We start from the raw sequence: 14,084 nt of genomic DNA, 5'->3' as shown, positions 1-14,084 counted from the left end.
AGCAGGAGGGTCCATGGAGGCAGAACAGCCTCAGCGCCGGGACGGGCGGACCAGAGACACGAGGGAGCGCATCCACGGCATTGCGCTGGAGTTGTTCGTCACCCAGGGGTTCGCGAACACGACGATGCAGGACATCGCCGACCGGCTCGGCCTGACGAAGGCGGCGCTGTACTATCACTTCCCTACCAAGCGGGACCTGATCCGCAGCATCCTCCAGCCGGGCATCGACGACGTCGAGGCCTTTCTCAGCGACACCGAGCGCGAGACCTTGTCCCGGCGCGAGATCCTCGAACGCTTCTTCGACCTCAACTACGCCCACCGCACCGCGTTCCTCGCGCTCAGTCTCGATCCATCGGGCATGGCCGAACTGGAAGTCGAGAACTGGATACCTCGCTTGGCCGCCACGTTCCAGCGACTGCTGTTCGGACCCGACGCAACGAACGAGGACCGTATCCGCGCCGTCATCGTTGCGAACGGCCTCAGCCGGTGTGCCACCTTGTTCACGGACATCCCGCACGACGAGTTGCGAGCCAAAGCGGTGAACGTCGCGATGCAGACGCTCACCGCGCCCCAGACCGACACGGGCTCGCACCCAGGGGCCGCAGCTGGCGCTGCGGAGACTACTGGCACTCCGAGTTGACGACGCGCCGCTCCGTCCGTGCCGTCACGTGCCGACGGCAAGTACGGCGGCGCTGCCAGTTCCGCTCACAGATCGCGCCGCGTGCGCTCCTCCACGTACTGTTCATAATGCTGGATCACCGTGTCCGCCAGCTCGATCCCCAGCCCCGGGCCGTTCGGCACCGCCAACTCCCCGTCGTCGAGCCGCAACGGCGTCGTCAGCACATCGGTGCGCAACGGATTGTCCCGCACATCCAGCTCGATCCAGCGAACGGACGGAAAGGCGGCACCCACGTGGAGGCTGGCAACGATTCCGATCGCACCTCCGTAACAGTGCGGCGCCACGCCCGTACCGCATCGCCCGGCATGCTCGGCAACCGCGGCACCCATCGTGATTCCGCCACATTTCGCCAGGTCCGGTTGGATCAGATGGATCGCCGGCGATTCGACGTACCGCTCGAACTCGGTAATGCCGTAGACGTTCTCCCCCGTCGCCAGCGGGATGGTCGTGTCGGCGCCCAGCTCCTCCAGTTCGTCGAGGTCGTCGTGAGTCAACGGCTCCTCGAGCCATTCCACGTCATGGCGCTCCAGGAGCTCGCACATCGCTTTGGCTTCTGCCAGGTTCCACGCTTGATTCGCGTCCGCGAACAGCCGCCGCTTCTCGCCCAGGGTGCTCCGCGCCTCGCCGAGGATGGCGGCGTCACGCTCGGCGCCGAACCCGACCTTGGTCTTTACCGCCGGCAGTCCCGCCTGCATGGCGCGCTCGCACAGCTCCGCCACCCGCGTCGGCCCCACACCGCTTCCGTATGCGGGCACGTGCCCCCGGCCGCCGTCGCCACCCAGAAGCGCCGCCACCGACTGCCCGTGTAACTTGCCATGCAAATCCCACAGGGCCATGTCGACTCCGCTCAACGATTGCCAGATCGGGCCCAACGCGCCCCATTGCCGGCCAAGAGGCAGCAACTGCCGCGTCAATTCACCGTGGATCTCTCGCGGATCGGATACCTCCATTCCCACCAGCAGCGACGCCACTCCATCACACAGCGTGCCCAACCGCTCGCGGGGTGCCCATGCCGGATAGTTGATCCAGCTCTCCCCGATACCGACCGCGCCGTCGGCTTCGACCTCCACCACGCACATCCGACGATCTGTCAGCTTCCCGAACGACATCGCCACCGTGTCGGTCGCCCCGAGCGGAGCGGACAACACCGTGACGCCAAGCCTCTCTACGCGCATACCCTCCGACCTGTTTCACACCCGCTTGTTGTCTACTGACCGCACCGCCGCACCGAGCCGCAGAGCCGGCCCGAGGTCAGGGAAGTTGAACCAGTAGCACCTCCGAGAACAGCAGGTAGATCGCGCCGACGAACACGATCGACACCGCGACGTCGACGACCAGACCCTTCAAAGACCAGCTCTTGCCCCGCATCAGCGTTGCCGTCACGGCGAAGAACACGATGCTGGTGATCACGTAGCCCAGAACCGGCAACGCGGCAAAGCACAGCAACAACAAGACCACGGCTCGCAGGAGTCCGGATAGCGGATCACCGTGCTCGTCCGCGCGGACCGTACGCCCGAACCAGGCGCTGATCCCGAGTCCGACACCGAGCACGGCCATCGCGATCAACAGGAAGTCCGGGAAGTACCCGCTGTACTCACTCGTGTAATCACGCTGCACCCACATCGCAGCCGCAAACGCGGCAAAGAGCAGGCCGCCCACCAGATCGAGATAACTACCGATGCGCCGCCTGTTCGCTTCCATCGTGCTCTCCCACGCAGTGCCCATCACGTTCCGTCCTCGCCTGAGGTCACCTCGTCGCGCTTCGGCCCCCGGCGCGCCCGACGCAACGACCAGCCCACGGACAACACACATGCCAGAATCAAGACGATGCTGATCGGACGGCTGAAGAACGACGTCCACGGCATGTCCATGCCGACCGAAGACTGCAGCCCCTGGACCAACCCCTCTTCCGCGATCGGGCCGAGGATGAGACCGAGGACCACCGTGGCCGGCCCGATACCGATCGTGCGCAGCAGGTAACCGACAACGCCCAACAGCCCCATCAACAGCACGTCGATGATCGAGTTCCGGATCGCGTACGCGCCCACCATGCTGAGCACCACGATTCCGGGTGCGAGATAGCGCGTCGGCATGACCACCACCGCGCGCTGCAAGCCCCGGCCTGCGATCAACCCGACCGGCACCATGACGACAGCGCAGATGGCAAGGGCCGTGACGAACGTGTACACGAGGTCGCCGGAGCTCTCGAACAGGCCAGGACCCGGGCGGAGACCGTGTAACAGCAGGGCGCCGAGAATGATGGCGTGCGGCGGCGAACCCGGCACGCCCAGGCTCAATGTGGGAACGAGTCCACCGCCGATCGTGGCGTTGTTCGCCGTCTCCGAGGCAACCACGCCATCCACCTCACCTTTGCCGAAACGCTCCGGTGTCCGCGACGCCCGCCTCGCCTCGTTGTAGGCCACCAGGTTCGACACGCTGCTGCCCGCGCCAGGTAGTGCGCCCACAACGGCACCGATCGCGGACGAGCGCACCAGGTTGAGAGGACGGGAGAAGACGGCGATCACGGTGGCCTTCACCTGCGACTGTTTCTCAGCACGTTGTTCATAAACCTCGACGTCCCGGTGACGATTGGCGATCAACCGGATCACCTCGGGGATCGTGAAGAAGCCGATCATCGCCGGAATCAGTTCGACGCCACCCTGCAACTCCGACATGCCGAAGGTGAACCGCACGTCACCCCCGACGGGAGCCAATCCGATGGTGCCGAGCACCAAGCCGAACACGACGCCGAGGATTCCTTTCAGTAGCGAATCCTCCGCCAGGGTCACGATGATGGTGAGGCCGAAGACGGCTACCCAGAAGTACTCCTGTGGCCCGAAGTTCAGCGCGAACCCGGCCAGCAGCGGCCCGACGACGACCATCGCCACGACGCCGAGCACACCACCGACGAACGATCCGATGGTGGCGCCGACGATCGCCTCCTCGCTCCGGCCCTGTTTCGTCATCGGATAGCCCTCGAGAGCCGTCGCTATCGAGGACGGCGTGCCCGGGGCGTTCACCAGTATCGCCGTGAAGGCACCCCCGTATATGGCTCCCACGTAGAAGCCGCCCAGCAGGACGAGGCCCGCGGTGGGGTCCATCGCAAAAGAGAACGGAACGAGTAGCGCGAGACCCATGGTGGCGCTCAGTCCCGGCATCGCCCCCACTGCCACTCCGCTGACCGTCCCGATCACGATCAGCAGCAGCATGGAGGGACTCAGGGCCTGCGTTATGCCCGCAAGAATCGACTCAAACACGGTCCTGTACCGCTTCCTATCCGAATGACGAGCAGATCAACCGCGAGACCGCAGCGGCACGGTCACTCGAGAACTCCGATCTCGTTGAACAGTTCTTCGAGTTCCCCTTCGCGTTGGTCGATGAATTCGGCCGCTTCCTCCGGGCCGTAATCTTCCATCTTCAAGCTGTTCTCCTCGAAGTCTTCCTGGACCTCGGGCATGGAATGTATTTCGTCGAAGGCGGCAGCCAACTGTTCGACTACCTCGTCTGGAGTGTCCTTCGGAACCATCGTGCCGCGATACGCTCCACCAACCACGTCGTAGCCCTCCTCTTGGAAGGTGGGAACGTCCTCCAAGCCCGGCAGCCGTTCCTCGGTAGCAATGGCGAGTGGCCGCATCTCACCCTCTTGCGTTTCCAGCTGCGTGGGGAACGTGAAAAGGGAATCGACGTGGCCACCGAGCAGTGCCGGCACAGTAGCGCCGGTGCCGGAAAATTCGGTGTATCCCAGCTCGATGCCGGCTTCCCGCTCCAACAACAGGGTGCCGAGGTGGTTCGGCGTGTACGTGCCGGTCCCGCCAATACTCATCGCATCGGCGCCCTCTTTCGCGGCACTGATGTACTCGTCGAGCGTCTCGATGGGGCTGTCTTCGCGAACCACGAGCAGGTTTGGCGTGCTCTGGAATATGTTGACGATCTTAAAATCGTCCGTCTCGTACCCCACGTCTCCAGAGGCCATCGGCTGCGCAATGATGTGCGGCAAGTTGAATCCGGCAATCGTGTGGCCGTCGGGAGTGGCGCGCGTCAGCTCCGACCACGCGAGGGCACCGCCCGCACCAGGCTGATACGTGATGTTGACGTTCGTGTCGAGAACATCTTCGAGAGGTTCTTGCTGAAGCCGTGCCGTGATGTCGGATTCACCGCCGGGATCGAAAGGAATGACATACTCGACTGCCTGCGTCGGGTATTCCTCGCTGCTCTCGTCTCCCGTGGCGCCGCACGCGGCAAGCGAGGCGGACAGCAAGAAACCCGAAATGACCATGACCGGACGTGCCTGATCCACCTGACCTCCTCATCGTCGAGCACATGCCCTCACCTGAGTGGGCGCGGCATGTCGTTGATCCACTGGACTCGTTCCGCCCGAGCTGACGTGTGCTCCATCGACGACCGGACGTGTGGCCCTCGGCACACAAGCAGCATGCACGAAGCGTGTTACATGTTGCATGTAACTGTCAACCAATCTTCACTCATCCGACGCTGACGCGCCGTCCTCGACGAGCGCGACATGCCCCAACGGACCGACGCATGCCACGGTCCCGCATCGACCGTGGCATGTCCCCTTCGAAGCCGTCCTGCATGTACGTTGTATTGGTGGCCGTGTCCAGCACGAGACCTCAAACTCGCACGCTTGCGTACGGGAGAGCCGATGCCGCACAGCCGACGCCGCACAGGCGCTGTGCGCAGGACACCGTGCGCGAGGGGACACTCAGAGCGCATCGATGCAGCGCGCTGCACAGGAAGGTAACGTAACGTGGCCCTGCGACTACCGACACGCGGCGAAGCCCTGGCGGACCAGGCCTATATCGCCTTGCGCGACGCGATCGTGACGCACGAGCTCCCGCCCGGCACACGTCTCTCCGTTCCCGAGATGGCGCGCCAGCTCGGCATCAGCCGGAGCCCCGTCCGCGAGGCCATAGCCCGCATCACCTACGAAGGTCTCGCTCACATCGAGTCCAATCGCAGCGCCGTGGTCTCCGAGATCCGCATCGAAGATCTCATCGAGATCTACTCGCTGCGCGAGGTCCTCGAGGGCCTGGCGTGTCGCCTGGCGGCCGAACGCCTCCAGCAGGAGGACGTCACGCAACTCAGGACGATCCTCGACGAGCACGAACAGGCAATCTCCGCGGGGAATCTGGAACGCCACTACGAGCTCGATCAGGAGTTCCACGCGACGATACGGCGGATCGCCCAGCATCATCGTCTGATCGAGTCGCTTGATCGATTGCAGGAACAGATCCGGGTCGCGATGTACACGACTCGCCGCTCTCCCGGCGGCATGCCTCAGGCGCTGGCCGAGCATCACGCCATCGTCGACGCGCTCGTGTCCGGAGACCCCTCGCAGGCGGAACAGGCGGGGCGTGCGCACGTCTCCCGCCTGCTGCAAGACCTGCGACGACGCCTCGACGGCGAGGACTAACCGGCCGCGCCAGGACGGCCACCACCGCGTGCGGCGGCACGGAGATCAGCGCTGCGCGCCCGCCACCTCTGCTGCGAGGTCAGCCACCCGCTCCATGAACTCGCTGTCCATCCGTTCCCGGCTGACCAGCATGCGGAAGTAGATCGGCGCGATCACCATCTCCGCGATCAGCGCGGCATCCGGCGGCGGTGGAATCTCGCCCCGTTCGGTCGCTCGTTCGATCATCCGAGATGCCAATGCGAATCGCGTTCTCCAGAACGTCCGTGCAGCCTCGGCTACCCGCGGATCGCTGTCACCGATCGCCGCGACCGCTCTCACCACGGCTTCGACCTCGGGTTCCATGCTGCTTGCCAGGACTGCTCTGCCGTACTCCAACAGGTCCTGTCGGAGCGAGCCGGTGTCCGGGATCGGAACTTCGCGGCTGCCCCGTTCGAGCATCGCCTCCAGTACAAGGGTTTCCCGGTCCCCCCAGCGCCGATAGATGGTGGTCTTGTGCACGCCGGCGCGCTCGGCCACGCCTTCGATGGTGAGCAACCCGTAGCCGACAGCCACCAACTCCTCGAGAGTCGCCTTCAGGACGGCTGCACGCACCCGAGCGCTTCGTCCGCCCGGTCTCTTCTGGGTCAGAGCCCGCTCGCTCGTCGATGCCATGACCGAATTCTAACGCAACAGAGTATAGCGATAACTATTGCAACGCTACGACGCTTTTGCTAGCGTTCAGAACTAACGCAACTCAGCGGTGCGTTAGCGCGGTGGCCAGGTGTCCCGCGCCCGTACTGGCCGGGGCGACCCGTCGCCGGCCTTGTGCTCACTGTGATCGCCGCCGGTCGATCACGCACGTGTATGGAGGAGAGGTAGAAGTGATCGGACGTACGGTGGCACGGTTCCCGCGATCGGTGCTGGCTGCAGCGATAGGCGGGTTCGTGCTCTTTGTCGCGGTGGCTGCCGGTGCGATGGATGCGCTGTCGCTGAGCCGGTTCGAGGCGCCGGACTCGGAGGCGGTCGACGCCCGGGAGATGCTGGGTGACACGTTCGGCACGGGCAGTCCCAACGTCGTGATCCTGATCTCTCCACGCGAAGGCACTGTCGACGACGAACCGGCGACGTCGGTCGGCCGCGAGTTGACAGACGAGCTGGCCGACTACCCGGGGGTGGGCGATGCCTGGTCATACTGGTCGCCGAACGCGCCCGAGACGCTGGCCAGCGAGGACGGCCGTCACGCGCTTGTCGTGGCCTGGGTGCCAGGCGATGTCAATCAGGTGCGCGAAGAGGTGCTGCCCGAAATAGAGGCCGACCTGATCGAACCCATCGACGTGTCGGGTGTCGACGTGCAACTCGGCGGATCCGACGAGGTGTTCCGGGTCGTGGGCGAGCAGGCGGCATCCGACTTCCTCCGCGCCGAGATGATCATTATTCCACTGGTCACGCTGCTGCTCTGGGTGGTCTACCGGCGCTTCCGGCTCGCGCTCGTGACATTGGGCGTCGGGCTGTTCGCGGTAGCCGGAACCCTTGCGATCCTGCGCACTCTCACCGCCGTCGTGGAGATCTCGACGTTCGCCGCGAACATCGCGCTGGTCATGGGCATCGCGCTCGGCGTCGACTACGGGCTGTTCGTCAGTTACCGCTTCCGTGAGGAACTGGCCGCGGGCCGTACCGTGCCTGAGGCCGTTCAGCGCGCCGTCGCCGGCGCGGGACGGACGGTCGTGTTCAGCGCCTTGACGGTGGCCGCATCTCTGGCCGTGTTGCTCGCGATCCCGTTCCCGTTCCTGGCGTCGTTCGCCTATGCGGGCGTCGCGGTGGTGACGACGGCGACGATCGGCGCGGTCATCGTGCTGCCCGCCGCGCTACGGCTGCTAGGCCAGCGCGCTGTGCGGCGTGGGCCGGCGCCACAACGGCAGCGTTGGTTCGCCATCGCAACCGTGGTAATGCGTCGCCCGGTGTTTACCGGCGGCGCCGGCCTGGTTGTGCTTGTCGCCCTCGGCGCGCCAGCGCTCGGCATCAACTTCGGCGCACCGGACGACCGGGTGCTGCCACCCGATCACCCGGTCGTCGGCATGTATGACACCATCCGCGACGAGTTCACCACCGAGGACGTGGATGCGCTCAACATCGTCGCCGACGACGCCGACGTTCAGGAGGTGGAGGCCTACGCGACGACGCTGTCGCTGATTGACGGTGTCCTTCGCGTCGATTCCGCGGCCGGAAGCTACGTGGACGGCACCCGCGTCGGTGAGCCCGGTCTCGGCGGTACGGAGCGGTTCGTCGAGGGGAATGCGACCTGGCTCGCCGTGGTGCCCACCGGCGAGCGCCTTGCCGACGATCCGACCGGCCTGGTCGACGACGTTCGTGCGGTCGGGGCACCATTCGAGACCGTCGTCGGCGGGTACCCGGCCGAGCTTGCCGACTACCGCGACGCCGTCGTGGACCGATTTCCCCTCGTTGCCGTATTGATCCTGCTGGTCACCGCCGTCGTGCTGTTCTTGATGACCGGCAGCGTCGTCGCGCCGCTGAAGGCATCGGTGCTCAACATGCTCTCGTTGTCGGTCATGTTCGGCGTCCTGGTGTGGGGATTCCAGGAAGGCGGCCTGGCCGATCTGCTCGGGTTCACGCCCACCGGAAGCATCGAGCCGAGCATCCCCATCCTGATGTTTTGCGTCGCGTACGGGCTGTCCATGGACTACGAGGTGTTCCTGCTCGCTCGGATCAAGGAGGATTACGAACGCACCGGCGACGTGGTCGGCTCGGTGCCGCGCGGCATCGCCCGCTCGGCACCACTCGTCACGGCGGCTGCGCTGATCCTCGCCGCCTCCTTCGCCGTCTACGCCACGAGCGGCGTGTCCTTCCTGCAGCAGCTCGGTATCGGCATGGCGCTCGTCGTCGCGGTGGACGCCACCCTCATTCGCGGCGTGCTGGCTCCGGCATTCATGCGCCTGGCCGGATCGGCCAACTGGTGGGCGCCCCGGCCGCTGCGGCGACTGCACGACCGCATCGGGCTGTCCGAGACCAGCGCCGGGGATATCGCGGATGCCGGCCTGCCGCTGGATGCGACGCTGGAGCGCCGGTAGCCAGCCTCCCGTCCGCGGGTGCACGCCGTCGTACATGGACGGCGTGCACCCGCGACTGGACGTCTGGGACCCAGACCCGCGTACTCGCTAGCACGGGTGACACCGACCAGCAGCGCTATGACCTCGGCCACGCCGATGCCCGTTCGACCGTTCGAGATGCTGCTCGACCGTTCGAGACCAACGCCAACGCACTAGCTTGGGCACAGAACGCAAACAACACAGAATCCCTGCCCGGCACACACGCGGGGCGGTTCAGGCTCCCGCGAGGGGCGTTGAGAGGCCGCGACGGTGTTAGGGAACGGTGGGGTGTTGATCGGCGCCACTCAGCCGCGCTGCTGTACGGATGAGTGCGGCGATCTCGCGCGAGCGGCTGTTTGGTGGCCAGGCGATCACGGTGGTGACTGGTGGTGCGTCGAGGACTGGAACGGCGACGTGCTCGGGCCACTGCCAGGCGCGGCTGGACGCGGGGATGACGAGCAGGGTCTTGCCGAGCGCGACGAGCTGTGCGAGCTGTGACTGGGTGCGGACCTCCGGCCCTGGACCGTCGGGATACGTGCCGTCCAGTCGGGGCCAGCGGGCGATCGGCAGGTCCGGAACGTTCTCGACCTCGGCAAGCGTGAGTTGCTCGCGCGAGGCCAGAGGATGCTCTGCCGGAAGGATGGCGACCTGTCCCTCTGTGAGCAGGTCCTCGGTGTCGAACCCGGCAAGGTCGTCGAACGGGCGATGCATCAGCGCCACGTCCGCCTCTCCGCTGCGGAGCAGCCTTGCCTGTTCACCGACCTCGCACAGCAGCACCTCGACCGGAGCCGTACCGCGTTCGTCGGCGTGTGCGTCGATCAGAGTTCTCAGGAGTTCGTGGGACGCTCCGGCCTTCGTCGCGAGCACAAGCGACCGCTTCGGGTCCCCGGCACGCCGGACGCGACGCGCGGCGGCCGTCACGGCGTCCAGAGCCGCTCCGGCCTCCCGGAACAGGACCTCGCCCGCATCGGTGAGCGCCACGCCACGACGGTTCCGGACGAACAGCTGAACCCCGAGCCGACGTTCCAACTGGCGGATCGCCCGCGACAGCGGCGGTTGCGCGATCGCGAGCCGCTCTGCAGCACGTCCGAAGTGCAGTTCCTGCGCGACCGCGAGGAAATAGCGCAGCTCGCGAGTCTCCAACTGATCCACAGGTCAAGCCTACCCGGGAGATACCTGGCAGGTATCACAGCGGACCGGATCGGTGTTGGCCCCGCAAACCCTCTGCGGTTGAACATGGATTGCGTGAGTGAGACGAAGACGGCGCTGGTGACCGGCGCGAACAAGGGAATCGGTTTCGCTATCGCCCAGGGACTCGGAGCAGCCGGCTTCCGTGTGGCCGTGGGAGCTCGCGATGACGCGCGGCGCGACGCAGCGGTCCAGCATCTGCAGGATGCCGGTGTCGACGCGTTCGGGGTCGCCCTCGACGTCACATTCGAGGAGAGTGCGGCTGCCGCGGCGAGGTCCATCGAGACCGAGGCGGGCCGGCTGGACGTGCTCGTCAACAACGCCGGCATCTCAGGGCCCACCGATAACGGCGCGCAGGACCCAACCACGCTCGACCTCGAGGTCGTCCGCACCGTTGTGGAGACCAACGTCCTCGGCGTCGTCCGCGTCACCAATGCGATGCTCCCGCTGCTGCAACGGGCCGAGTCACCACGGATCGTCAACATGTCCAGCGACATGGGCTCCCTGACACTGCGGACCGGTCCGATCCTGGCTGCCTATGCACCATCGAAGACCATGCTCAACGCCATCACCGTCCAGTACGCACGCCGCTTCGTCGAGACGAAGATCATAGTCAACGCCGCCTGTCCCGGCTACGTCGCTACCGACTTCACCGGCCACAACGCCCCCCGCACACCCGAACAGGGAGCTGCGATCGCGGTCCGACTCGCCACCCTGCCCGACGACGGACCACGAGGAAGCTTCTTCAACGACGACGGCACCGTCCCCTGGTGACCCGCGCCGCCCTCCTGTCACAGGGGCCGTGCGGACAGCACGAGGTCCAACGCTCCGGCCGCTGCAGGTGCTACGTCGAGCGAGTCCCCCGCGGCCGCCAACGCGCTTGCTCGACAGGGCGGGCCCGTCGAGCAAGCGCGGTCCACGACGGGCCCCGCCGGATGAGGCGATACTGCCTGGCCATACGGTCCGTTTCGCCTCCGACGCGGTTTCGCTTCTCCGGAACTCAGGCCGCGTGTCAGAGGACGGCGTGCTCGGGGACCAGATCACAGTTGGCCGTACTCGCCGTCGTACGCTGCCTCGGTGGCGGCATCGGCGGGCGTGCCCGCGTGGGTGAAATGGATTTCAACGCCGAAGAGCTCGGAACGGCCACCCGCTTCGCGGGGGCCGTGTCTTGTTTCAGGGCTGCTCCAGTGTGGCGAGCTCTGCCGGAGGTCCACCGGTGGGGTCGTTGGCTCATCCTGGGCGGGGTTTCAGTGGGCGACGATGACCGCGAGGAGACCACCCAACGCGATGGTCTGCAGCGCGGCTCGGAGCCAGATGACCCGGTCCCAGCGTTGTTGAAGTTCCCTGGTGTCAACCGGGACCGTGTGGCCGGCCGCGGCCGCGCGGAGCCTCGTGTTGATGGGCGCGCTGATGCGAAGGTAGACGGCGAGCCAGGCCAGTAGTGCGAGCAGAGCGGTGGCTGCGCCGATGCGTGCCGGGGCGCTGTCGCCAAGCGCGACGGCAACTACGGCGGCGATCACGGAGGCCACGCCCGGCACGGGGAGTCGGCGGTCGCCGTACTCGTGGATCCTGCCGATCAGGTCGGCGACGGAGGCGTCGGCGGCGTCGCTCGCTGCCGGGCGCACGACGAGCGCGCAAAACAGGTCGGTGCCGTAGATGATGGCTGCGCCGAGGATGCCCACGACGGCGATCGTGATGACGACGGTGTTCACGGCGTTGTTCCCGCCGTCGGGCCGGAGGGGGCCCGGGCAGGGCCCGTGTGAGGCAGTCGGTCATTGTGTCCTCGAACAGGACGTGCAGTCCGTCGGCGTCGACGTCGACGCGACCGACGATCAGTAGCGCGATCAGCCCGTGGGCGGTTCCCCACAGCTGCAGGACGTGCTGCTCGGGATGGGGGTCTCCGGCGGCGGCGAGCAGGTCGGTCATGACGTCGCCGATGGCCTGCCCTTCGGTCCAGGCGTCGGTAGCGGGCACCCGTACACCGCCCAGGCCATACATGAGTTGATAGAGGTCGGGATTGGCCAGGGCGAAATCGAGATAGGCGTGGCCCGCACGTCGTACTGCCGCAGCTGTGCGCGACGCGTCCGTCCTCGAGTTACCGGTGTCGCAGCCACCGTCGCCGTCGGACCCCGGACGCCGGGCAGCGGTGATCATGGCGTCCCGGAGTCGGGCGAACGCCTCGCGTACCAGGGTGCGGAGGATGTCGTCACGGCCGGTGAAGTAGCGGTAGGCGAAGTTCGCGGAGTACTCGATCTCCTCGGCGAGCCGGCGCATGGTCACCGCGTCCCACCCGTCGCGGCGGGCCACGTCCAGGGCCGCCGACAGAATCGTCTCCCGCGCGGCGGCCCGCTCCCGGTCCCTCCGTCGCTGCGACGGTGTCGGCCCGGACGGGTCCGGTGGCGACGTTTCGAACGTTGGGGGATCGTGAGTCACTGGTCACCGCTCTCGCCGGCCAGTTGTGCGAAGAACGCCTGCCCGTCGATCTGGTCCCAGTGCTCGACCGCCATCCCGTCGACGACCCGCCAGATGTCGATGGAGTGCATCCGCACCGGTCGGCCGGTGGGCTCTAGGCCCAGGAACGGGCCCTGGAATGTTGCCCGGTAGGTGAAGCGGCCCGCGACACGATCGCCATCGACCAGGACGTCCTCCAGGGTCACCTCGGTGTCGGGGAACGCCGCGAACCACGCCTTCCAGAACGCCCTGTTCGCTTCGCGGCCGTTCCCGACGTGGAAGTTGTGGTTGATGTAGTCCTCGGCGATGAAACCGTCGACCGCGTCGGGATCGTGATCGTTCATCAGGTCCGCGAACGCATGGGCGACGGTCTTCGCGCGGTGCTGTGTGGTGCTGGTACTCATGACTCCACCTCTGTTGGTTACAGTGTCACCAATGTGTACTTTGTAACCAAAGAGTCAAGTGGGCTGGGCTGGTTCCGGCGACCATGTCCAACACGTGTTCGGCGTGGCCCAGAGGCCCGAAGGCCATGCACGGCCCTTCGCCCGCCCTCTCGGGCCTTGGCCTACCAGCGGCGCCGGGTCCGCTCGAGCATGCCGATCACCACCGGCCAAGCCATCGGAGGCGTCGCACCCCAACGACCTCACCGTCGATGAAGCCGAGACCGTTCGTGCAGTGCTCCATCGGGTGTTCGACCAGCTCGAAGCCTCCAGCGACGACGAACGTGCCATGCTCACCAGTCAGCGCGACAAGCTCGAGGCCGAACGCCTCAAGCTCGTCCAAGCACACTACGCCGACGCGATCCCCCTCGACCTGTTAAAAACCGAGCAAGACCGCATCCGGACCAACCTCGACGCCATCACCAGCAGGCCCGACAACCTCGCCACTGCCTACAGCGACGCCCGGTCCGGCCTCGACCAGATCGTCGACATCCTCACCGACCTCGGCGAGCTCTACAGCAAGTGCGGACCCACCGAACGCCGCATCCTCAACCGCGCCCCGTTCAAGCAGATCATCGTCGACGAGGACGAACAGGTCACACTCGACCCGGCCGAACCCGCAACTACCATCATCACTCATGCCCACAACAGCGAGATGATCGGACCGGGTCCGTACACGAAACAGCCCCGTCATCAGACGGGGCAGGTTTCGACTTTCTCAACTTATGTGGAGCTGAGGGTGTTCTGGCTCAGGACATCGGCGACACATCTCTCAAGTCATCGGCGACACGGCGTGTCAAGGCCTCAGTGGC

General features: G+C 66.2%; 12 protein-coding genes and 2 pseudogenes. 5 read left to right on the top strand and 9 right to left on the bottom strand.

Annotated elements, in window-relative coordinates:
* The first annotated feature begins 13 nt into the window (after positions 1-13).
* Entirely contained in the window at positions 14-640 is a 627-nt protein-coding gene (locus tag DPM12_RS19300) for a TetR/AcrR family transcriptional regulator (protein ID WP_112259994.1), read from the top strand.
* A gap of 65 nt (positions 641-705) precedes the next feature.
* On the opposite strand, the gene DPM12_RS19295 is transcribed toward DPM12_RS19300, so the two are convergent.
* The 4 genes from DPM12_RS19295 to DPM12_RS19280 all read right to left on the bottom strand — a co-directional run bounded on the left by DPM12_RS19295 (position 706) and on the right by DPM12_RS19280 (position 4,976).
* Positions 706-1,854, bottom strand: a complete 1,149-nt coding sequence (locus DPM12_RS19295) for a mandelate racemase/muconate lactonizing enzyme family protein (protein ID WP_112259993.1) — start codon at positions 1,852-1,854, stop codon at positions 706-708.
* 76 nt (positions 1,855-1,930) lie between these two features.
* Complete coding sequence (locus DPM12_RS19290) at positions 1,931-2,380, bottom strand: tripartite tricarboxylate transporter TctB family protein (protein WP_158542956.1); 450 nt, start codon at positions 2,378-2,380, stop codon at positions 1,931-1,933.
* A gap of 23 nt (positions 2,381-2,403) precedes the next feature.
* Complete coding sequence (locus DPM12_RS19285) at positions 2,404-3,888, bottom strand: tripartite tricarboxylate transporter permease (protein WP_112259991.1); 1,485 nt, start codon at positions 3,886-3,888, stop codon at positions 2,404-2,406.
* A 110-nt stretch (positions 3,889-3,998) separates the two neighbouring features.
* On the bottom strand, positions 3,999-4,976 hold the full coding sequence (locus tag DPM12_RS19280; protein ID WP_112259990.1) for a Bug family tripartite tricarboxylate transporter substrate binding protein: 978 nt from the start codon (positions 4,974-4,976) through the stop codon (positions 3,999-4,001).
* Positions 4,977-5,444: 468 nt separating this feature from the next.
* Here DPM12_RS19280 and DPM12_RS19275 point away from each other — a divergent pair, with 468 nt between their 5' ends.
* The gene (locus DPM12_RS19275) at positions 5,445-6,110 is read left to right on the top strand and encodes a GntR family transcriptional regulator (protein ID WP_112259989.1); all 666 of its coding nucleotides are present in this window, start codon (positions 5,445-5,447) and stop codon (positions 6,108-6,110) included.
* A 45-nt stretch (positions 6,111-6,155) separates the two neighbouring features.
* On the opposite strand, the gene DPM12_RS19270 is transcribed toward DPM12_RS19275, so the two are convergent.
* Positions 6,156-6,761 (bottom strand): TetR/AcrR family transcriptional regulator, encoded by a 606-nt coding sequence (locus DPM12_RS19270; RefSeq protein ID WP_112259988.1) that lies wholly within the window; start codon positions 6,759-6,761, stop codon positions 6,156-6,158.
* A 209-nt stretch (positions 6,762-6,970) separates the two neighbouring features.
* Between DPM12_RS19270 and DPM12_RS19265 the strand changes: the two genes are divergently transcribed.
* Positions 6,971-9,175 (top strand): MMPL family transporter, encoded by a 2,205-nt coding sequence (locus DPM12_RS19265; protein WP_211659157.1) that lies wholly within the window; start codon positions 6,971-6,973, stop codon positions 9,173-9,175.
* Between the two features lie 291 nt (positions 9,176-9,466).
* Here DPM12_RS19265 and DPM12_RS19260 read toward each other — a convergent pair whose 3' ends face one another.
* Positions 9,467-10,345 (bottom strand): LysR family transcriptional regulator, encoded by an 879-nt coding sequence (locus DPM12_RS19260; RefSeq protein ID WP_112259987.1) that lies wholly within the window; start codon positions 10,343-10,345, stop codon positions 9,467-9,469.
* 84 nt (positions 10,346-10,429) lie between these two features.
* On the opposite strand from DPM12_RS19260, the gene DPM12_RS19255 reads away from it, so the two are divergent.
* Entirely contained in the window at positions 10,430-11,155 is a 726-nt protein-coding gene (locus tag DPM12_RS19255; RefSeq protein WP_112259986.1) for an SDR family oxidoreductase, read from the top strand.
* A gap of 473 nt (positions 11,156-11,628) precedes the next feature.
* Here DPM12_RS19255 and DPM12_RS19250 read toward each other — a convergent pair whose 3' ends face one another.
* The 3 genes and pseudogenes from DPM12_RS19250 to DPM12_RS19240 all read right to left on the bottom strand — a co-directional run bounded on the left by DPM12_RS19250 (position 11,629) and on the right by DPM12_RS19240 (position 13,236).
* Entirely contained in the window at positions 11,629-12,093 is a 465-nt protein-coding gene (locus DPM12_RS19250) for a DUF1772 domain-containing protein (protein ID WP_112259985.1), read from the bottom strand.
* Positions 12,094-12,163: 70 nt separating this feature from the next.
* A pseudogene (locus DPM12_RS24540) lies at positions 12,164-12,814 on the bottom strand (TetR/AcrR family transcriptional regulator); the annotation flags it as partial.
* Positions 12,811-13,236, bottom strand: coding sequence for an ester cyclase (locus DPM12_RS19240; RefSeq protein WP_112259984.1), 426 nt, complete (start codon positions 13,234-13,236; stop codon positions 12,811-12,813). The gene DPM12_RS19240 and the pseudogene DPM12_RS24540, both read right to left, overlap by 4 nt.
* A gap of 283 nt (positions 13,237-13,519) precedes the next feature.
* On the opposite strand from DPM12_RS19240, the pseudogene DPM12_RS19235 reads away from it, so the two are divergent.
* Positions 13,520-14,084: pseudogene (locus DPM12_RS19235) on the top strand (hypothetical protein); the annotation flags it as partial.

It is taken from the genome of Phytoactinopolyspora halophila, from assembly GCF_003287285.1.
Lineage (GTDB): Bacteria > Actinomycetota > Actinomycetes > Jiangellales > Jiangellaceae > Phytoactinopolyspora_A > Phytoactinopolyspora_A halophila.
This window is presented reverse-complemented; position numbering and strand designations above follow the sequence as displayed.